Here is a 20,394-nt window from a genome sequence, read left to right on the forward strand (position 1 = left end):
CTTGGAAAATGCTTGGAAAGAGCTTCAACCAAAAAATATCTACCAAGGAAGAAAGCAGAGTCCTTTAAAAGAAGAAAATCGAAATGCGTTGCTCTATCTTTACCAACCTTTGATTGGTGGAGAAGCGCTTAGTGTTTATCTCACTCTTTTGACAGAAATTTCTTTAGAGACTGGCCAAGGACCAGAAGGACTTCACGCAGATTTATTGAGTAGTCTTGGTTGTGGCATCCCTCAATTTTACGAAGCACGAAAAAAACTTGAGGGAATTGGCTTATTAGATGTTTATTACAAAGAAGATCCTAGCCTAGGTGCATGTTTCCTTTATGAACTGTTGGAACCGATGTCGGCGAAACAGTTCTTTATGGATTCTGTTTTAAGCTTTTTACTATTAGAAAAGGTTGGTGAGCGTCGCTTTGATCAGTTAGTTAAGCGTTTCGAACCAAAAAAACTTTCAACAAAAGGCTATCAGAAAAAAACCAAAAAATTTTTAGAAGTGTACCAATTTAACGAGGCTTCCTTTGCCGCTGATAAACAGCAAATCGAGAAGTTGGAAGAAATATTTACTGAGCAAGTAGCAACGAAACGATTACCTGAAAAAAGTACGATTGACTGGGCTTTTTTGACAAACTGGTTGCAAAAAAAACATATTGATAAACCAGATGAACCAACCATCAAACAACTCGAAATGTATCAACAATTATACGGGTTGGATGATCTAGCTTTAGGTGAAAAAATCGTTGAAGCGTACGACTTTACAGAACAAAAAGTATCTTTGAAAGAACTTCAAAAAATCTTTTTAGCAAACCCTGTTAGTCAATCACTTGGGATAAAAGTGCCTGTAGAAAATTCAGACAGTACCGAAATCACAAACACAAAAGCTGAATCAGTTCCTAATCAAGGACAGCTGTCTGCAGCCTCTGTGCAGTTAATCAAAGAAGCTCAAAGTGTTCCACCAATGAAATATTTAGAGTCAATCAAAAAAGAAAAAAATGGGTATGTATCTAAATCAGAAACGTGGTTGATGCAAGAGCTTGTTTCTCGTTCAGGGCTTCCAAGTAGTGTTATCAATGTGCTATTGAACTATGTATTAGTTATCAAAAATCAAGCAAGTTTAGGGACAAACTATGTTAATACGATTGCTAATGAATGGGCACAGCAGAAAGTCATGACAGCAGAAGATGCCATTGCCCATATTAAAAAGAAAAGCCAAGAAGGCACGGAGAAAAAGCAAACGAGAAACTACTCAAATACTCGTCGAAACGTGCGGCGGGAAAAATTACCTGATTGGGTAAATCAACCAAAAGACGAGAAGAAGATCAGTCAAGAAAAACAAGCGGAAATTGATCGTCGCTTTAAAGAATACCTTGCTAAAAAGGAGGGTGACAACTAATGGAAGATGTTGGAAGAGAGTTAAAAAAAATCATTAGCAAACGTAATTACCAAGAAAAGTATGCCGAAATGATTCAAGAAGCATTGAATGATTCAGATGTTCAAGCCTTTTTGGCAGAACACCAAGAACGATTAACACAAGCAGATATTGAAAAAAGCTATGCAAAACTTTATGAGTTTGTTCAAGAAAAGCGAAAATATCAGAAAAATGATCCAACAATGATTGCACCAGGATACGAACCAAAACTAGTGTTGAACTTTCATTATGTGGATGTCACCTATGTGCCGACTGAAGCATTGATTGCTCGACAAAAACAAGAAGAAATACGTAGTCGGGTGAAAGCAATGGACATGCCTAAGGATATTCAAACAGCTACCTTTGAAGGATTTGAGCAAACAAGCGGCCGTAGCGATGCCTTTTTTGAAGCATTCAATTTTGTGGAACAATACACAAATGATCCTAAAGGTTACCATAAAGGGTTATATCTAGTTGGGAGCTTTGGAATTGGTAAAACGTATTTGTTAGGTGCAATCGCCCATGACTTAGCCGTTGCAGGGTACACAACGACACTTGTTCATTTTCCAACATTTGCAGTTGAAATGAAACAAGCGATTGGGAAAGACCAAGTTTCAGATAAATTGGATGCGGTAAAACGTTCTCCTATCCTAATGATGGACGATATTGGAGCCGATGCCATGAGTAGTTGGATTCGTGATGAAGTATTTGGCGTTATTTTGCAATATCGAATGCAGGAACAACTACCGACCTTTTTCTCATCAAACTTTACAATGGATGAGTTAGAAAAACATTTGTCTGTCACACAACGTGGAGATGAAGAGCCATTAAAAGCTAAACGCATTATGGAACGAATTCGTTATCTAACAAAAGAAATCGAGATGACTGGGAAGAACCGTCGAAACAGCTAAAAGTGAATAAAAGAATGGGAGATGTGGTTTATGAAGCGAATAGTATCTTGCTTGACCTTAGCGACAACCTTTTTATTATTAACTGCTTGTGGCAATCAGTCTACTAATAATGGACAAACAACTGAAACGACTTCTACTTCATCAGCACATGATCAAAGTGTTTTTACTGGGACAGTCGAAGAAGTGATTGAAAGCGACGAAGAGGATCAAATCATTCGTGTAAAATTAGTTGACGTCAAGGCAAAAATTGATCCTGAGAATATTGGGACTTCATTTGCGAATGACGGTGTCATCTTGAATGCGCCAGCAGATAAAATCAAACCTAGTGTGGATGCTTTGTCTGAAGGGACAGAAGTCGAGTTAACCTTGGCTAAAACACCTGTGATGACAATGTCGTTACCACCGCAAATTCCAGGGAATTCAATTATTCAAGTTTTGGCTATCCAATAATTGAGTGAGTGAAGCAACCGGTTTTTTAATTTCGCAAGAGTGGCGAAGTTGAAAAATCGGTTTTTAGGTTGGTACAGTAAGAGTGGGGACTCGAATCCTTTACTTGTATTTTGTCAGAAATAATAGGGTAAAGGAATGAAATAGTTCAACTGACTTATGAACGAAATCATAATGTGATGTTCAAGTGAAAAGAATAAAAAATTTGAAAGAGGGCTATCGAGAAAAAGGATTTTCTATCATATCCCTCTCCTTATTTTATGGAGGAAATGCTATAATGATTGGAAAAGGAGTGAGGTTATGAACCATTTAGATTTATCGCGACGCTTAGCTGCTGTTGGAGAATTTGTTCCTGCAAAAGCTCGTTTAGCAGATATTGGCTCAGATCACGCCTATTTGCCGGTTGCTTTGATGCTAAAAGGAAAAATTGAGTTTGCAGTTGCTGGTGAAGTGGTGAAAGGTCCATTTGAGTCTGCGCAAAAACAAGTTAGAAAAGATGGCTTAGAAGGGCGCATTATTGTTCGTTTGGCGAATGGTCTGGCAGCAATTGAACCTTCAGATGAAATTACCGCCATCACGATTGCTGGTATGGGTGGCGCATTGATTCGTGATATTTTAGAAGCAGGGAAAACACGTCTAACTCAAAAAGAGCGTTTGATTCTTCAACCCAATATTGGTGAGCGTACGCTTCGAGTCTGGTTGGAAGAAAACCAATATCAGATTATTGAAGAAGTTATTTTAGAAGAAAATAAAAAGATCTACGAGATTATCGTGGCGGAAAAAGCGACTAGTCCAGTAACTTATTCTCCAGAAGATCTGATGTTTGGACCTCTTTTACGAAAAACAAAGAATGCTATTTTTAAAGCAAAATGGCAAAGAGAACTTGCGCAACGTGAAGCCATCGTTCAGCAAATGATTCAAGCAAATAAAGGTGCCGAAATCAGCGAACGCCAACAAACATTTGAAGCTGAAATCAAACAGATTCAGGAGGTGTTGAAATGATTCATGCACAAACGTTCATTAATCGCTTTGAACAGTATTGTCCTCAATGGCTCGCAGAAGAAGGCGATCCAGTCGGCCTACAAATTGGTACATTGAATAAACCAATTCAAAGAGTCATGATGACGTTAGATGTTCGTCCAGAAGTAGTCGAAGAAGCAATTGCTAAAAAAATCGATTTACTGATTGCCAAGCATCCACCGATTTTTCGTCCAATCAAGCAATTGACTACTGATGATCCGCAAGAAAAAATGTATGCAGACTTATTGAAACATGAGATTGCCGTTTACGCTGCACATACAAATATGGATATTATTTGGGACGGGTTAAATGACTGGTTTTGTGAGCGACTAGGTATTCAAGTCGAAAGCTATTTAGTAAAGACACATGAAGTAAGGTATAAAAAATTAGCGGTTTATTTACCTGTCGAGAATGCAACAACTATGCGTGAAGCGCTTGGACAGGCTGGTGCAGGTCAATTAGGCAACTATTCAAACGCAAGCTTTACCTCAGTTGGGCAAGGTCGTTTTACACCTTCAGAACAAGCACGTCCAACGATTGGGACATCTGGCAAAGCAGAAAAAGTTCAAGAAGCAAAAGTGGAAGTGATTTTTCCAGAAACAATTGAGCAAACAGTTCTTCAAGCCATGAGAGCACATCATCCATATGAAGAAATCGCTTATGACTTGTTTTCTGTTGATGCACCAACAGAAAGTTTTGGATTAGGGCGTGTCGGAACGTTGCCAAAAACATTAGACCTAACAACATTCATTGAAAAAGTCAAAACGTCACTTCAAGTTGATGACTTACGTATCGTTTTGCCACCTCAATTAACTGAGCCAAAAGTTCAACGAATTGCGATTTGTGGTGGAAGCGGTGAAAAATTTTATCCATCTGCATTGAAGCAAGGCGCAGATGTTTACATTACAGGTGATCTCTATTATCATACAGCACAAGACATGCAAAGTGCAGGTCTGATCGCAATTGATCCTGGCCATTATATTGAGTCATTATGTAAAGAAAAATTTGTTGAAAAATTTGAATCTTGGAAACAAGAAGAACAATGGGATCTTGATTTTTTTGTTTCTGAAACAAATACAAATCCATTCCAGTTTCATTAAAAAGGAGCAGATAATATGTACGAAAATCTTTTACCACGTTTTTTAAAATATGTGAAAACTGAAACACGCTCAGATGCAACAAGTACAACAACACCTTCAACAGCTACGCAAATTGCTTTTGCACAAGAACTAAAAAAAGAATTAGAAGAACTAGGCTTATCTGATGTTTTTTACAATGAGGAAAATGGCTTCGTAATGGGAACTTTACCCAGCAATGTAGATTATCCTGTTCGTTCAATCGGCTTTATTTCCCACATGGATACGGCAGATTTCAATGCAGTTGGTGTTAATCCACAAATCATTGAAAATTATGATGGTGAGTCAACAATTGTTTTGGACGAAGCAGGACAATACACGTTGAATACCAAAGATTTTCCCAACTTGAAAAACTATGAAGGACAAACATTGATTACAACTGACGGCAGTACATTGCTTGGTGCAGATGATAAAGCAGGGATTGCTGAAATCATGACAGCAATGGAAATCTTGCTTAAAAATCCAACAATTCCACATGGCGAAATCAAAGTAGCTTTTGGTCCTGACGAAGAAATTGGTGTCGGCGCAGATAAGTTTGATGTTGACCAATTTAATGTGGATTTTGCTTATACGATTGATGGAGGTCCATTGGGCGAATTGCAATATGAAACATTTAGTGCAGCTCAAGCGAACTTAACGATTCTTGGAAAAAACGTTCACCCTGGAACAGCGAAAGATACAATGATTAATGCTTTACAATTAGCTATTGATTTTCATAACCAGCTTCCTGCAGATGAAGTTCCTGAAAAAACAGAAGGTTATGAAGGTTTCTTCCACCTAATGGCATTAACAGGTAACCCAGAAGAAGCTACAATGAGCTATATTATCCGCGATCACAATCGTGAAAAATTTGAAGCACGCAAAGCTTTGATTTCAAACATCCAAGAAAAAATGAATCAAGCATTTGATCAAGAACGAATCAAGGTTGATATGTTTGATCAATACTACAATATGAAAGAAATCATCGAAAAAGATATGAGTATTGTTGAACTAGCTAAACAAGCAATGCTGGATTTAGCCATTGAACCTGTGATTGAACCAGTTCGTGGTGGAACAGATGGTTCAAAAATTTCTTATATGGGTATCCCAACACCAAATATTTTTGCTGGTGGCGAAAATATGCACGGACGTTTTGAATTTGTTTCGTTACAAGTGATGGAAAAAGCAACCGATGTCATCGTAAAAATTGCTGAGTTGAACACAAAAAAGTAACAAGTAATTTTTGATGTCAACTGAAGTCATCAAAAAAATTTTAAAAGTTGAGGCAAGTGAGTGAATCATTTGTCCCAACTTTTTTTGTGTGCTGTTAAAGCTGTCTTATTCAAGTTTGTTAATAAAAATTAAATCAATAATCTCAATTTTTTTCATTTTTGGTAAAAAAAAGTAAAATAAGGTAGAAGGTGGCGAGAAACATGAAAAATTTACTAGTTTTTTATAACAAAAGTTCAGGAAAAGATGAAGGAGAGGCGTTGGCTAAATGGTTTCAACAATATGCGCAGAACAAGCAGCCTGATTTAGCTGTCCGGTTAACTCAAACTGGACCTGAAATTCATGATGAAACATTGATTGAAAAAGCTGAATCATTTGATGCAGATACGTTGATTATCATTGGTGGCGACGGAACGATTCATCATATTGTCAAAGCTTTTCAAAAGACAATCGGAAATTATCATATTGGTTTATTACCAGGAGGAACGGTGAACAATCTTGCTCGCGTACTAGAAATTCCTTTAGAGAAAGAAGCAGCTGCTGATGTCATTTTAGCAGCACACACGAGAGCTATAGATTATGGAACAGTCAACGATTCAGTTATTATTATTTCAACGTTAACAGTTGGGTTATTAGCTGATACAGCAATGCGTGTGAGCCAAGAAGAAAAGCAAAAATTTGGGCCATGGGCATTTGCTAAACGATTCATTAAACTGGTCGTGCAAAAACGTCGTTATCGTTTAACAATCCAAACAGATGATAAAAAATGGGAACAAAAGGCGCAACTACTAACGGTTACTATGACGAACTCAGTAGGTGGATATACAAATTTTGATGATTTAGCAAGCCCTGATGATGGAAAATTTCACGTGACGATCATTCCCAAATTAAATTTCTTTTCTTACATCTTTTACTTACCACGGATTATTCGAGGAAAATTCTATACTGTTCCGGGAATTGATTATTACACAACCAGTGAATTACAGCTTGCCAGTGAAAAGAAAGTGGGTACGCGAACAGACGGAGACACGACAGATGATTTACCAATTAGGATGACAGTGGTACCAAAAGGGTTGACTGTTTATGTACCAATCAATAAATAGTCTTTACATTCAATAGTAGTTTAGGGTAATCTTAAAAAGTACGATTTGAAAAGGAGAAAAGATGGAAGCTTTGATACACAACCCTTTATGGTTCTATTTGATTATTGTTAATTTGTATTTGTTTTGTCTGATGGGCTATGATAAACACCAAGCAAGAGTTGGTGCATGGCGCGTTCCTGAGAGTAATTTGATTTTTGTTAGTCTGCTTGGTGGTGGATTAGGTGGATTGGTTGCTCGTAAAGTTTTTCACCATAAGACATTAAAGAAAAAATTCACGATTGGTTTTACTGCAGGCGTGATTGTTGATGTAATTTTGATTTATTTTTTCCATTAAGGAGTAACGGATGTCGAATAAACGAACAAAAACGAAATTATTTTTAAACTTGCTATTATTCTTATTGATTCTTGGTATCATCTACTATTTGATTCAACATTCATTAGCAGATATTTTAGCAGAATTATTATCAACAAGTTTTGTTGTATTACTTGGTGTTCTTTTTCTGGGAACAATTTACCAGATAGCGGAAGGTCGTTCCATTAAAGAAATTGCGAGACCTTTTGCTCCAGAGTTTTCAACGAAGGATGGTTTTTGGACTTCCTGCTACGTGGCATTTTATCGAATTGTTTCTTTTGGTACAGGAACGTTGATTTCTGAAGTCTACTTTTATAACAAAAAAGGGATGAGGTTTTCGCAAGGCGTAGGGGTAACAGCTTTACACATGATTATGTACAAGATGGCGGTAATCACCTACGCAGTAATTGGTTTATTGATCCAATTTTCATTGTTTTATACGAAAGCACCAAAAATGATCCCTTTTATTTTAGCAGGGATCATTTTAACAATTGTTATTGTGAGTGTCTTGTTAGTTTTATCAATAAGCATCAATGTTCAAGTATTGTTTGTAAAAATAGCTAATCGACTGTGTAAACGAAACAAGACCCGAGCACTAGTTGATAATTGGAATATCCAGATTTATTCGTTACGCGAAACAGTGCAAACAATCGTAAAAGATCGAACAGCATTGGGCTGGATTTACTTTTGGAATTTAGTCAAGTTACTCTTCTGGTACATTATCCCTTATTTGACTCTAGTGGAGAATCACCCATCAGTGGACTTTTTACTAACTTTTTCTTTTGTTAGTTTCTCTGTAGTCTTAGCAGGAGTCTTGCCAACTCCGGGTGGGATTGGTTCATTTGAATTTGTGTATTTGTTATTATTCCGTCCACTTGTTGGAACAGTTGATGCGGTATCTTCATTATTATTGTATCGCTTTAGTTCATTTGTATTACCATTTATTTATGGCATGTTCTATGTTCTCATTGAACGTCGAGCGGTTATCAAACAAGAAATTAATGAAGTTAGACAGAAAAAAGTTAGTGAGTCTAGCCGAGAAGAAATATAAAAAATCTAAAGGTGGAGAACGTATTTCAATTGTTCTTTTACTTTTAGATTTTTTTTTGAAAAGTCAGAGTTTATTTTTTGACCAATATTGACCAAAAGAGTATAATGTTTGTTGTAGGATTGATAGGTAAGACACAATCATCCTTGAACTTTCAATATAGGAGGTAGTTTATATGAATATTGAAAAAATGACAACTACGCTTCAAGAAGCGATTGCAGAGGCACAGCAAGTTGCTGTGACACGAAAACATCAAGAAATTGACATTGCACATCTTTGGAAGATTTTTTTACAACCAAGTCATTTTGGTCGGAATTTCTATACGGATGCGGGAGTTGATGTTGATCAATTTGAACGCGAAGTTGACCGCTTATTAGATGAATATCCAAGTGTTTCAGGCGGGAATATTCAGTATGGGCAAAATTTAAGCCAAAATTTATTTAGCTTGTTAAATGAAGCAGACCAATTAAAAGAAAGCTTTGGAGATGAATTTCTATCAACAGAAATCGTTATCCTAGCATTGATGAAATTAAAACATTATCCTTTAACAACTTATTTAGTGAAACAAGGAATCACAGAAAAAGAACTTCGAAAAAATATTGAAGATATGCGAGGAGGGGAAAAAGTGACCTCAAAAAATCAAGAAGAACAATACAAAGCATTAGAAAAGTACGGTGTTGACTTAGTACAACAAGTCCGTAGTGGCAAAATGGATCCAATCATCGGACGTGATGAAGAAATTCGAGATGTGGTTCGAATTCTTTCACGAAAAACAAAGAATAATCCCGTTTTGATTGGGGAGCCTGGGGTTGGTAAAACAGCAATCGTCGAAGGCTTAGCTCAGCGAATCGTTCGTAAAGATGTTCCAGAAAACTTGAAAGATAAAACCATTTTTTCATTAGATATGGGTGCATTGATTGCTGGAGCAAAATTCCGCGGTGAATTTGAAGAACGATTGAAAGCTGTCTTGAAAGAAGTAACAAAAAGTGAAGGCAGAATCATCCTATTTATTGATGAAATCCATAACATCGTTGGGGCTGGTAAAACAGAAGGCAGTATGGATGCTGGAAACTTACTAAAACCAATGCTTGCTCGCGGCGAATTACATTTGATCGGCGCCACAACTTTAGATGAATATCGGCAATACATGGAAAAAGATAAAGCTTTGGAACGCCGTTTCCAAAAAGTATTGGTGAAGGAACCAACGGTTGAAGATACGATTAGTATTTTACGTGGTTTGAAAGAACGATTTGAAATTCACCATGGGGTCAATATCCATGATAATGCTTTGGTTGCAGCTGCTACTTTATCTGATCGTTATATAACAGATCGCTTTTTACCCGATAAAGCAATTGACTTAATTGATGAGGCAAGTGCTACGATTCGTGTTGAAATGAATTCAATGCCTACGGAACTTGATCAAGTGACCCGTCGATTAATGCAATTAGAGATCGAAGAGGCAGCTTTGAAAAAAGAATCAGATGATGCAAGTAAAAAACGTTTGAAAAATCTGCAAGAAGAACTTGCGGACTTACGTGAAGAAGCAAATGCGATGAAGATGCAATGGGAAACAGAAAAAGAAGAAGTAAATACTGTTTCAACAAAGCGTGCGGAAATCGATAAAGCCAAACATGAATTAGAAGACGCAGAAAATAATTATGATTTAGAACGTGCAGCTGTCTTACGTCATGGAACGATTCCTCAATTAGAAAAAGAATTAAAAGAACTAGAGGCCAAAGCTAAAAATGATGACATCAAAATGGTTCAAGAATCCGTGACTGAAAATGAAATCGCACAAGTTGTTGGTCGATTGACAGGAATTCCAGTAACCAAATTGGTTGAAGGTGAACGTGAAAAACTAATCAAGCTAAATGAAACATTGCATAAGCGTGTTATTGGTCAAGATGAAGCAGTGGATGCCGTAAGTGATGCAGTCATTCGTTCACGTGCTGGATTGCAAGATCCAAATCGCCCACTTGGTTCATTCTTATTCTTAGGACCAACTGGGGTAGGTAAGACCGAATTGGCTAAAGCATTGGCAGAAAACTTGTTTGACTCCGAAGATCATATGGTTCGAATCGATATGAGTGAATACATGGAGAAACATTCTGTGTCACGATTAGTCGGAGCGCCTCCAGGTTATGTTGGCTATGAAGAAGGCGGTCAATTAACTGAAGCCGTTCGTCGAAATCCCTATACGATTGTTTTACTTGATGAAATCGAAAAAGCACATCCAGATGTCTTTAATATTTTATTACAAGTGCTAGATGATGGGCGCTTAACAGATTCCAAAGGGCGAGTGGTCGACTTTAAAAATACTGTGTTAATTATGACAAGTAACATTGGGTCACAATTATTATTAGAAGGTGTGACAGCGGAAGGCACGATTCCAGAAGCAGTGGAAGAACAAGTACGCACCATTTTGCGTGGAAACTTTAAACCAGAATTCTTGAACAGAATTGACGATACGATTCTATTTACACCGTTGAGCTTGGAAAATGTTAAAGGAATCGTCAACAAGATGGTTGCTCAATTAGCTCGTCGTTTAGAACATCAAGAGATTCAATTAGACATCAGCGAAGCAGCAAGAACGTGGATTGCAGAAACGGCATATGAACCAGCTTATGGTGCACGTCCATTGAAACGTTTTATTACAAAAGAAGTAGAAACACCTTTAGCAAAAGAAATCGTTGCAGGTCATGTTTTACCAAAATCAAAAGTAACGATTGACTTTCTTGCTGGAAAACTTCACTTTTCAACAGAAGAATTGCCAGAAGAATAATTGATGAAAAAAAACACTTCAATCGAAATGATTGAAGTGTTTTTGTTATGGTATTAGTGTAAATAAACGAGATTTATTTCTTTACTTTTTCTAAACGATAACTTTTGAAGTAAGCCAAATTTTTTCGACTATTTGCCCAAGCGAAGATTCCCATGAATAGGGCGCCCATTGTATTCGTAAATAAATCGCCCATTGTGTCCATCAAAGCAGCTCGACCGATAAATAACGTTCCGTTAGAAGCAGCAAATCTTTGTAAATTCATTCCTAAGAATTGATCACAAAGAAACTCCCAAAATTCCCAAAAAACACCACAGGTTCCAGCAAAAGCAAAGCCAAATAAGAGAAATAACCAAGGACTAGTTTTTTCAATCGGCGCGTCTTTCATTAAATAACCAATCAAACCATAACCTAACGCGGTCAGAACCATTGGGCTAACAGCGTGAAGGATTTTGTCCCAGAAAGGAATGATGCTGATCAAATGTAATCCTGTTCCTAAAAAGACAGAAATGAAAAGGAAAAACCAATAAAACAAAACAATCGCAGCAGGAATTTTTATTTTAACTAGTTTGAAAATGATTTGTGGTAGGAAAATCAAGACGATACCAGCTAAAGATTCGACAATGAATGTGATTCCTTGCGTAGTAGAATACTTTTGCGTAACAAATTCAAAAATATTGTAACCAACAACAAACACCCCAAACGCTAGTAGGGCAATTTGTACCTTTTTTAACTCATTAATAATCATTGAGGCACCTCCTCAGTTAAGTACTTTTCAATTTTTTCCAATAATTCGGTTTCTGAAGCGACCACTTCACCATTCAATTTGATCAAGCCAACAGTATAAAGGTTCAAATAATGAAATTGGTTTTCTGCAACTTCTTGCAAAGCAACAATTTTTTTAGGGTGTGTGCCACCTTGTTGACGAGTATCTGTGTATAAACCAATCACAGGGATTCCCTTTGCATAAGCTACACCAATTTCAGATGCCACTCCAGCATCAATCGTTAATCCATCGAGTAAAGCAACCATTAATTGGCTTTCCAAGACTTTTTCGGTATCTGCCAATGCAATCATTTGACTATCAGCATAAGCCATTTTGTCATTGATTGCTTCATTTTCTTGTGGTAAATAAACAGCAATTTTTGGTGAAATCTTGCGAATTTGCGCAACAAGATTTGCGTTGTATAAGAGATCGCTTTTAGCGAACATAGGTCCAGCAAAATAAATGTTCATTGTGTATTCATCCTTTATTTTATATTTTAGAAATAATCACTAAAGTAAGCTTCCGTATCTGGAATGATTCGCTCAAGTGATCGTAAAGTTTCTTTGTCAGTTGTGATTCGTTCGATCCGAGAAAGGTACGCAGCTCGGCGGTAATTCATCATCAAACAAGTCAACGTTTGGATATCCAAGTAAACAGCTTCACCAATTGGTTCATCAAGAACCTGTACTTGATCTTCCTCATCCCAAATCAAGCCAAAGATACCGTTGTTCCAAGGCGCAATCGGGTCTGTCAAAACAAGATGGAAAGGTTTGGCTGTGCTAGCAAAAGGAAATTTTTGTAAGAATTCTTTGGCATCAACGATTCTTGCCATAAAATAAGGTTCGATTTGTTCCGTAATTTGACTATCTTCAAGTAAAAAAGCCAGTGGCTCGTTCTTATAAATATCACCTTTAACCCAATAAATCATGGAAAAATGTGCAGAAATAAAATTCCATAAGCCATTACGAGCTTCTTGATTCAAATAAAACATTTCTTTTACATGAAATACTTCTTCTGCTACCCAGTAAAATAAGACACCAAGTGGTTCTTGATTGGCACCATAGTAAACAGCAGCAGTTCGTTCTTCTTCATTTTCAAAGCGCCAATATTCTTCCCAATGAAAACCACTGCGAAAAAGTGCGCCATGATTTTGACGTGCAAATTTTTCATAGACGGCATAAACATCTTCGTGATCAACTGGTAAGCGTTCAACCATTCCGTTAACGGGTACTTGTTTAGGTAACTGGGTATCACGTATTTTAAAGGAAAGTTTATCGGACATGATTTCCCAACCTTTACGACGATAGTACGGAATATTATAAGGGTAAAGATAAGAAATCCATTGCTTCTTTTTTCTCATATTATCTAAAGCAACGACAATCAAGTCTTGCATTAACCCATGGTTCGCATACTCGGGATACGTACCGACTCCTGTGACGCCACCCATTAAGTAAGGCGTACCATGAATGTTGACTTCACATGGATAGATAGCGATTTGTGAAATTAATTGGTTGTCATAAAACCAACCAAATACTTCTGATAGTTCTAAGATAGGGCGTTTTGATTTGATAAATTCTCGCTTACTTTCAAACCCACTTTCCTCAATATCAGATTCCGTCACTTGAAAAACGTAGGACAATAGTTCGTTAAATTGGTCTACGTTTTCTTCTGTAACTGGTTTTAACTCAAGATTTTCTCTGAAATCTTTTTGATCCATTCTTTCATCTCCATTTATTTGATTGTTTTAAGTATAACAAAAGTTAGAAAAAAAAACTTCTAAACGGTCACTAATGAAAAAGGCTTTAAATTCCTGTATTTCGTTGGTATAATGGAAAGTGCTGATTAAATGAAAAGAGGAGACGCTATGGATATAAATAAAATGAAGCAACGCCAAGAGCAAATTCGTAATTTCTCGATTATTGCTCACATCGACCATGGAAAATCAACGTTGGCCGATCGTATTTTAGAAATGACGCACACTGTGACGTCTCGTGAAATGCAAGATCAGCTGTTAGACTCAATGGATCTCGAACGTGAACGTGGTATCACGATAAAGCTAAATGCAGTTGAATTAAACTATACAGCCAAAAATGGAGAAACATATATTTTCCATTTAATCGATACACCAGGACACGTCGATTTTACTTATGAAGTTTCACGTAGCTTGGCTGCTTGCGAAGGGGCAGTTTTAGTCGTAGATGCAGCACAAGGAATCGAAGCACAAACATTAGCCAATGTTTATTTGGCTTTAGATAACGATTTAGAAATTTTACCAGTCATTAATAAAATTGATTTACCTGCGGCAGATCCAGAACGCGTGCGTAAAGAAATCGAAGATGTGATCGGTATCGATGCTAGCGAAGCTGTACTTGCCAGTGCGAAGGCTGGAATTGGGATTGAAGATATTCTTGAACAAATTGTAGAGTATGTTCCTGCACCAACTGGTGACTTAGATGCGCCACTGAAAGCATTGATTTTTGACTCTGTTTACGACAGTTATCGTGGTGTCGTTTTAAATGTTCGGATCACGGATGGGGTTGTAAAACCAGGGGATAAGATTCAAATGATGAGTAACGGAAAAACTTTTGATGTCACAGAAGTCGGCGTATTTTCACCAAAAGCAGTTGCCAGAGATTATTTGATGGTAGGTGATGTAGGCTATATTACTGCCAGCATCAAAACTGTGCAAGATACACGAGTTGGTGATACCGTTACGCTTGCTGACAATCCAGCTGAAGAAGCTCTCCCTGGGTATCGTAAAATGAATCCAATGGTTTATTGCGGTTTGTATCCGATTGAAACTTCTCGTTATAATGATTTACGGGAGGCTTTGGAAAAATTACAATTAAATGATGCTGCGTTACAATTCGAACCAGAAACGTCACAAGCACTTGGATTTGGTTTTCGCTGTGGGTTCTTAGGATTGCTACACATGGATGTGGTGCAAGAACGTTTGGAACGCGAATTTAATTTAGAATTGATTACAACAGCTCCCTCAGTAATCTATCATGTGAATAAAACAGATGGATCAACAATCGTAGTAGACAATCCAGCTGACTTTCCAGAACCTGTCACAATCCAGGATGTTGAAGAACCTTTTGTAAAGGCACAAATCATGGTTCCAAACGAATTTGTTGGTGCAGTTATGGAATTGTCTCAGCGTAAACGTGGCGAGTTTATTACAATGGATTATCTTGATGATTATCGTGTGAATGTTGTCTATAACATTCCATTGTCTGAAATTGTTTTTGATTTCTTTGATAAATTAAAATCAAGTACAAAAGGTTACGCGTCACTTGATTACGAAATGTCAGGTTATCAAAAGAGCAAGTTAGTGAAGATGGATATCTTGTTGAATGGTGAGAAGGTTGACGCACTTGGATTTATTGTCCACCGAGACTTTGCTTACGAACGTGGAAAAGCGATCGTTGAAAAACTGAAGAAACTGATTCCAAGACAGCAATTCGAAGTTCCAATCCAAGCTGCGATTGGCCAAAAAATTGTGGCTCGTTCGGACATCAAAGCGTTGCGTAAAAACGTTTTGGCTAAATGTTATGGTGGAGATGTTTCACGTAAGCGCAAGCTTCTTGAAAAACAAAAAGAAGGTAAGAAACGCATGAAACAAATCGGTAGTGTCGAAGTCCCTCAAGAAGCCTTCATGGCTGTCCTGAAAATGGACGACCAGGATAACGCGAAATAGCTTTTTATCAACTGAAAACCCTGATAAATCAATCTTTTTGAGTGGTATAAAATTCGTGATTTACCCGTTTAAAAAAGTTTAAACTGTCATACGGTTGTCACGGCTTAATAAAAAAGGACAAAAAAGGAATAATTTCCTTGAGGATTTTTACTTGTCAGCGTATGATGAAAGCATCTCATAAGGAGGTGCTTTTTTCATGCAAACAAATAAAGATGAGTTAATCAAAATGGGAAATAATTTAAAAGAAGCTAGGTTATCTAAACAATTAACTCAAGAAAAATTGGCAAGGTTATCAAATATATCACAAGCTACAATCGTAAAATATGAAAATGGATTACGCAGTATATCTAAAAAGAACGATAGAATTTTGAGTGATGTTCTCGGTGCTGAATCGTTTATTAAAGATATGACTCAAAGAAAACAACAAGTCTTGATTGATTTAGAAAAATATCAAACTACAAATAATTTTTCTCGTGAGGATTTATCTAAGAAGTTAGGAATCGAAATATCTCTTCTAAATAAATTTTTAAATCAAAGTCGACCATTGTCAAAAAATGCAATTGTGAAAATCACTCAGTTATTGTCTAACGATGGTAAAGAAATTTTGATGGATATAAAACAAGATGACGGTTCGTTTAAATTACCCATCGTCGATAAAACAGCGATGGGAAAACGAATCCAAGAGATTCGGAAAAATCGAGGTGAAACACTGGAAAAATTTGGTAAGAACTTTACCCGACCAGCAGGTAAGAATGTTGTGAATAGATGGGAAAAAGGTGCGAACATTCCTGATATTGAAAGATTAATGAATGTTGCCTATCTTGGGAAAGTGACTGTCCCTTATATTTTGTATGGGGAGACTTTTTGCAAGATGTTGAAAAGGGGAAATACGATTAACCAATTTGAAAAGTTGGATCCTTTCCGAATGGGACTAAGATTCAGGAAGATTCGAAGGGATTATCGTTTAGAAAGAGAAGACTTTGGAAAGTTTTTTTCACCACTGATTACAAAATGGTCGATGGATAGATATGAGAATGGAAAAGATATCCCAAATACGGATCGTATTATTCAGTATGCCTATATAGGAAAAGTCTCTTTGGAGTTTTTGATATATGGTATCTGACAATTTTTGAAAAGAATAGTTTTAAACATTTGAGACATTCAGAGATGGGTGTCTCTTTTTTATTACCCAAATGGGAAAGGAGATTATTTATATGAAAAAGCCGAGATTTAAAAATTGGCGATTATTTGCGACTTTAGCTCTATTAAGTCAAACAATTGGCGGATCAATTGGTCCTACGATTGCTCTGGCCGATGAAATTACTCATCCACAAACGGTAACCGTGGAACTTGATTTAGCACATCAGTATGCTGTCGAAGGAACTTTCAGTGATGGACACCAAATGTCAGAGGTCACTGTTCCACATTATGCTATCTACAATGGCGTGAAACAAGATATTTTCTGTATTGAACCAGGAGTTCCAATTTATAATGAGTTCACTCCTGGGTATGAGAAAAATCCATTGCCTGATATGCCGGAGAAAGCCAAATTAGTTTCCGTTTTATGGAAAAAAGCCGGCACAGATGTAGATACTCATATTGTGGCACAGAAGATGATCTGGCAAGAAGTTAACGGCTACACCCTTCACTCAATCAAACGTTCGGATGGTAGTGCCGTAAATATTGCAGCTATTGAGGCAAAAATTAACAAAGCAATCGCGAACTATCAGAAGAAACCAAGCTTCCATAATAGCACGGCTAAAACAGTGTTAGGTCAATCAACTACTGTAACGGATACAAATAATTTGAATTTGTCAGAATTCGATGAGGTTGTGGAAAATACCGCAAATATTGATTATCGTGTTAATGACAATCAATTGGTCATCACACCGAATGCCAATTCAAAAGAAAGCGGTGTGTTGACACTTAAGAAATCTGTTGGAACTGGAACACCGGTTGCTTATAAGATGGCTGGTCAACAAACCCTGATGGCTGGGGCGATTGATAAACCGAACACTTACACGGTCAAAATTGATGTGGAAACTGAGGGGTCTTTAAAAATCAAAAAAGTCGATAAAGAATCAGGTAGTGTTGTACCAGGAACGGTTTTCCATTTAGACTTTGGAAAAACTTTGCCTGCAAAAGACGTGACTACCGATAAAGAAGGCATTGCGACATTGGATGGAATTCCTCATGGTACAAAGGTAACCATTACTGAAAAATCAGTGCCGGCGCCTTATACGATTGATACTACACCCATGACCGCTACGATTAAAGCGGGCGAGACCATTTCAGTGACTTCAAAAAATACGCGAGAAAAAGGTCAAATCATTCTGGATAAAACCGGGAGTGAAACAGGAAGTGATCTTTGGAACGACAATTACTCTTTAGCTGGAAACACGTTTGCTATTCGCAAGGACAATCCCACTGGTGAAATTGTTCAAGAAATGACCACGGATGAAAAAGGTCATGCGGAAACACCAAAAGAGATTGCTAACGCGTTGGAATTGGGAACCTATTATGTGACCGAAACCAAAGCATCTAATGGTTTCGTGAATACTTTCAAACCCGTAAAAGTTGAATTGAAGTATGCTAATCAAACGGTGGCTCTTGTTACCACTAACGTAAAAGGGCAAAACCAAGAAATCACTGGTGAAACCACTTTGACGAAAGAAGACAAAGATACCGGTAATGAAACTCAAGGAAAAGCTAAGTTTAAAGGAGCTGAATATACTCTCTTTACTGCAAAAGATGGTCAAGCGGTTAAATGGGGTGAGGCTTTTAAGCCAGAATTAGTGAAAGGAACGAAAGCTTCTGATGAAACGGTGACTTTGACTTTAGATGAAAAGAATCAAGCTGCCGTTAAACACTTAGCTATCAACGAGTATTACTGGCAAGAAACCAAAGCACCTGAAGGATATACTTTGGATGAAACGAAGTATCCTGTATCCATCAAAAAGGTGGATGATAATGAAAAAAATGACGTAATTATCCGAGATGTTACGGCAAAGGAACAAGTCATTCGCTTTGGCTTTGATTTCTTCAAATTCGCTGGATCAGTTGCGGGAACTGCCGAAACTGGCTTCAATGATCTGACTTTTAAAGTATCGCCATTGGAAGGAACCAATGAAATCACAGGCACTGAAGATGAAGCGACTACAGCTTATAACGAGCAACTAGGTTTTGATGGCTATGGCAAGTTTGAAAATCTTCCTTATGGGGATTATTTACTTGAAGAAGTAGAAGCCCCAGAAGGATTTCAAAAGATTACGCCTCTAGAAATCCATTCCACTTTTAAAGAAAATAAAGAGGATTACACCAAGAGTGAATATGTCTTTACCATTACTGAAAAAGGACAAACACAACCAATTAAAACGGTGACCGTTCCTTACGAGAAACTGACGAACGAAGAATTTTCTGTTAGTTTGAACCGTTTGATGCTTTATGATTTGCCTGAGGAAGAAGATAGTCTAACTTCCCTCGCGACCTGGAAAGACGGAGACAAAGAATTGACCACTCTTAATTCTACCGAACTAGTCGATAAACTGAGTTACAATCTACATGAAATCAGAGAAGACTGGTATGTGGTAGCGCAAGCCATTGATGTAGAAGCCACAAAAGCTGCCCAAGAAAAAGATGAAAAAGCCAAACCAGTCGTAATTGCCGAAACAAGCGCAACGTTGGCGAACAAAGAGAAAATAGGAACATGGGAAATTCTGCATAAATTAACCGCCGAACAAGTTTTGGATAAAACCATCGTCTTGTTCAACTATGTGTATGAAAACAAGGAAGCCTTTAAAGCGGGCGATGAGCCAGTAGCGAAGGATGCTAGTTTGAACAATCAAGCCCAAACTGTCAATTGTACGGTGGAACGCCATGTTTCCATCCAAACAAAAGCCCACCTAGAAGACGGTTCGCAAACTTTTACTCATGGTGATGTGGTGGATATGTTTGATGATGTATCCATTACTCATGATATACTGGATGGCTCAAAAGAAGCTTTCGAAACAATTCTGTACGCCTTATTACCAGATGGCACGAACAAAGAAATTTGGAAATCTGGCAAGATTGATTACGAAGTGAACGACAAAGAATTGACCAAAACCGTGCTTGCGGAAAAAGTGGATACAAGTAAATATCCAGAAGGTACAAGTTTTACCTTTAAAGAAATTAACTATGATAAAGATGGAAATATCAATGGAAAACACAATGAAGATTTGAAAGAAAAATCTCAAACCTTAACACCAAAAGAAGTGCCAACCACACCAAGTACGCCAGAACAACCAGAAACACCAACTGTTCCAAGCGACTCTCAAGAATCTAGTCCTATAGTGAAGACATTCCCACAAACTGGGGAGAAAAGTTCCAATGTATTACTGTTCATTGGCTTTACCTTGATCTTTGCGACGGCTGGCTATTATTTCTGGAATCGCCGGAACTAAGGTGATGCGATGAAACAAGTAAATAGGAAAACTCAACGTGCGCGACCGCCTCCTAAAAAAGTGGTCGCGCTATTTT

Annotated in this window: 16 protein-coding genes; 13 read left to right on the plus strand and 3 right to left on the minus strand. The window is 37.4% G+C overall.

Annotated features, from left to right (window positions below):
* Position 1 precedes the first annotated feature (1 nt).
* The 10 genes from JZO71_RS01265 (at position 2) to clpB (ending at position 11,413) form a co-directional block, all read left to right on the plus strand.
* The gene (locus tag JZO71_RS01265; protein WP_206897795.1) at positions 2–1,390 is read left to right on the plus strand and encodes a replication initiation and membrane attachment family protein; all 1,389 of its coding nucleotides are present in this window, start codon (positions 2–4) and stop codon (positions 1,388–1,390) included.
* A complete protein-coding gene (dnaI, locus tag JZO71_RS01270; protein WP_206897796.1) occupies positions 1,390–2,316 on the plus strand; it encodes a primosomal protein DnaI in 927 nt (308 codons plus the stop codon). Before JZO71_RS01265 ends, dnaI begins: the two co-directional genes overlap by 1 nt.
* Before the next feature lie 30 nt (positions 2,317–2,346).
* Entirely contained in the window at positions 2,347–2,766 is a 420-nt protein-coding gene (locus tag JZO71_RS01275; protein ID WP_206897797.1) for a hypothetical protein, read from the plus strand.
* Positions 2,767–3,063: 297 nt separating this feature from the next.
* Positions 3,064–3,765, plus strand: a complete 702-nt coding sequence (locus JZO71_RS01280) for a tRNA (adenine(22)-N(1))-methyltransferase (protein WP_206897798.1) — start codon at positions 3,064–3,066, stop codon at positions 3,763–3,765.
* Positions 3,762–4,883, plus strand: coding sequence for a Nif3-like dinuclear metal center hexameric protein (locus tag JZO71_RS01285; RefSeq protein ID WP_206897799.1), 1,122 nt, complete (start codon positions 3,762–3,764; stop codon positions 4,881–4,883). The genes JZO71_RS01280 and JZO71_RS01285 overlap by 4 nt, the downstream gene beginning before the upstream one ends.
* A gap of 15 nt (positions 4,884–4,898) precedes the next feature.
* Positions 4,899–6,131: a peptidase T gene (pepT, locus tag JZO71_RS01290; protein ID WP_206897800.1), complete on the plus strand. Its 1,233-nt coding sequence runs from the start codon at positions 4,899–4,901 to the stop codon at positions 6,129–6,131.
* A 200-nt stretch (positions 6,132–6,331) separates the two neighbouring features.
* A complete protein-coding gene (locus JZO71_RS01295; protein WP_206897801.1) occupies positions 6,332–7,231 on the plus strand; it encodes a diacylglycerol/lipid kinase family protein in 900 nt (299 codons plus the stop codon).
* Between the two features lie 61 nt (positions 7,232–7,292).
* Complete coding sequence (locus JZO71_RS01300) at positions 7,293–7,565, plus strand: DUF1294 domain-containing protein (protein ID WP_206897802.1); 273 nt, start codon at positions 7,293–7,295, stop codon at positions 7,563–7,565.
* 10 nt (positions 7,566–7,575) lie between these two features.
* Positions 7,576–8,634, plus strand: a complete 1,059-nt coding sequence (locus JZO71_RS01305) for a lysylphosphatidylglycerol synthase transmembrane domain-containing protein (RefSeq protein WP_206897803.1) — start codon at positions 7,576–7,578, stop codon at positions 8,632–8,634.
* Between the two features lie 172 nt (positions 8,635–8,806).
* Positions 8,807–11,413 carry an ATP-dependent chaperone ClpB gene (gene clpB / locus JZO71_RS01310; protein WP_206897804.1) on the plus strand — a complete coding sequence of 869 codons (2,607 nt, stop codon included), beginning with the start codon at positions 8,807–8,809 and terminating at the stop codon, positions 11,411–11,413.
* 73 nt (positions 11,414–11,486) lie between these two features.
* On the opposite strand, the gene JZO71_RS01315 is transcribed toward clpB, so the two are convergent.
* Genes JZO71_RS01315 through JZO71_RS01325 form a run of 3 tightly spaced genes read right to left on the minus strand, consistent with a single transcriptional unit; the run spans position 11,487 to position 13,893 of the window.
* Positions 11,487–12,158 (minus strand): DUF2238 domain-containing protein, encoded by a 672-nt coding sequence (locus JZO71_RS01315; RefSeq protein ID WP_242590338.1) that lies wholly within the window; start codon positions 12,156–12,158, stop codon positions 11,487–11,489.
* Positions 12,155–12,646, minus strand: a complete 492-nt coding sequence (locus JZO71_RS01320) for a nucleoside 2-deoxyribosyltransferase (RefSeq protein ID WP_206897805.1) — start codon at positions 12,644–12,646, stop codon at positions 12,155–12,157. The genes JZO71_RS01315 and JZO71_RS01320 overlap by 4 nt, the downstream gene beginning before the upstream one ends.
* A 26-nt stretch (positions 12,647–12,672) precedes the next feature.
* A complete protein-coding gene (locus tag JZO71_RS01325) occupies positions 12,673–13,893 on the minus strand; it encodes a GNAT family N-acetyltransferase (protein ID WP_206897806.1) in 1,221 nt (406 codons plus the stop codon).
* 147 nt (positions 13,894–14,040) lie between these two features.
* Between JZO71_RS01325 and lepA the strand changes: the two genes are divergently transcribed.
* From lepA to fss3, 3 genes are all read left to right on the plus strand, one after another.
* Positions 14,041–15,876, plus strand: coding sequence for a translation elongation factor 4 (gene lepA, locus JZO71_RS01330; RefSeq protein WP_206897807.1), 1,836 nt, complete (start codon positions 14,041–14,043; stop codon positions 15,874–15,876).
* Between the two features lie 196 nt (positions 15,877–16,072).
* Positions 16,073–16,999 (plus strand): helix-turn-helix domain-containing protein, encoded by a 927-nt coding sequence (locus JZO71_RS01335; RefSeq protein WP_206897808.1) that lies wholly within the window; start codon positions 16,073–16,075, stop codon positions 16,997–16,999.
* Positions 17,000–17,090: 91 nt separating this feature from the next.
* Positions 17,091–20,318: a fibrinogen-binding MSCRAMM adhesin Fss3 gene (gene fss3 / locus JZO71_RS01340; protein ID WP_206897809.1), complete on the plus strand. Its 3,228-nt coding sequence runs from the start codon at positions 17,091–17,093 to the stop codon at positions 20,316–20,318.
* The last annotated feature ends 76 nt before the right edge of the window (positions 20,319–20,394 follow it).

Source organism: Candidatus Enterococcus courvalinii, from assembly GCF_017315945.1.
GTDB lineage: Bacteria > Bacillota > Bacilli > Lactobacillales > Enterococcaceae > Enterococcus_B > Enterococcus_B courvalinii.

What these genes read in the sequence shown, in the direction of transcription:
- JZO71_RS01335 (WP_206897808.1), top strand. Translation starts at nt 16,073, where the DNA reads ATGCAAACAAATAAAGATGAGTTAATCAAAATGGGAAATAATTTAAAA.
- JZO71_RS01300 (WP_206897802.1), top strand. Translation starts at nt 7,293, where the DNA reads ATGGAAGCTTTGATACACAACCCTTTATGGTTCTATTTGATTATTGTT.
- JZO71_RS01320 (WP_206897805.1), bottom strand. Translation starts at nt 12,646, where the DNA reads ATGAACATTTATTTTGCTGGACCTATGTTCGCTAAAAGCGATCTCTTA.
- JZO71_RS01325 (WP_206897806.1), bottom strand. Translation starts at nt 13,893, where the DNA reads ATGGATCAAAAAGATTTCAGAGAAAATCTTGAGTTAAAACCAGTTACA.
- JZO71_RS01280 (WP_206897798.1), top strand. Translation starts at nt 3,064, where the DNA reads ATGAACCATTTAGATTTATCGCGACGCTTAGCTGCTGTTGGAGAATTT.
- fss3 (WP_206897809.1), top strand. Translation starts at nt 17,091, where the DNA reads ATGAAAAAGCCGAGATTTAAAAATTGGCGATTATTTGCGACTTTAGCT.
- lepA (WP_206897807.1), top strand. Translation starts at nt 14,041, where the DNA reads ATGGATATAAATAAAATGAAGCAACGCCAAGAGCAAATTCGTAATTTC.
- pepT (WP_206897800.1), top strand. Translation starts at nt 4,899, where the DNA reads ATGTACGAAAATCTTTTACCACGTTTTTTAAAATATGTGAAAACTGAA.
- JZO71_RS01285 (WP_206897799.1), top strand. Translation starts at nt 3,762, where the DNA reads ATGATTCATGCACAAACGTTCATTAATCGCTTTGAACAGTATTGTCCT.
- dnaI (WP_206897796.1), top strand. Translation starts at nt 1,390, where the DNA reads ATGGAAGATGTTGGAAGAGAGTTAAAAAAAATCATTAGCAAACGTAAT.
- clpB (WP_206897804.1), top strand. Translation starts at nt 8,807, where the DNA reads ATGAATATTGAAAAAATGACAACTACGCTTCAAGAAGCGATTGCAGAG.
- JZO71_RS01275 (WP_206897797.1), top strand. Translation starts at nt 2,347, where the DNA reads ATGAAGCGAATAGTATCTTGCTTGACCTTAGCGACAACCTTTTTATTA.
- JZO71_RS01295 (WP_206897801.1), top strand. Translation starts at nt 6,332, where the DNA reads ATGAAAAATTTACTAGTTTTTTATAACAAAAGTTCAGGAAAAGATGAA.
- JZO71_RS01315 (WP_242590338.1), bottom strand. Translation starts at nt 12,158, where the DNA reads ATGATTATTAATGAGTTAAAAAAGGTACAAATTGCCCTACTAGCGTTT.
- JZO71_RS01305 (WP_206897803.1), top strand. Translation starts at nt 7,576, where the DNA reads ATGTCGAATAAACGAACAAAAACGAAATTATTTTTAAACTTGCTATTA.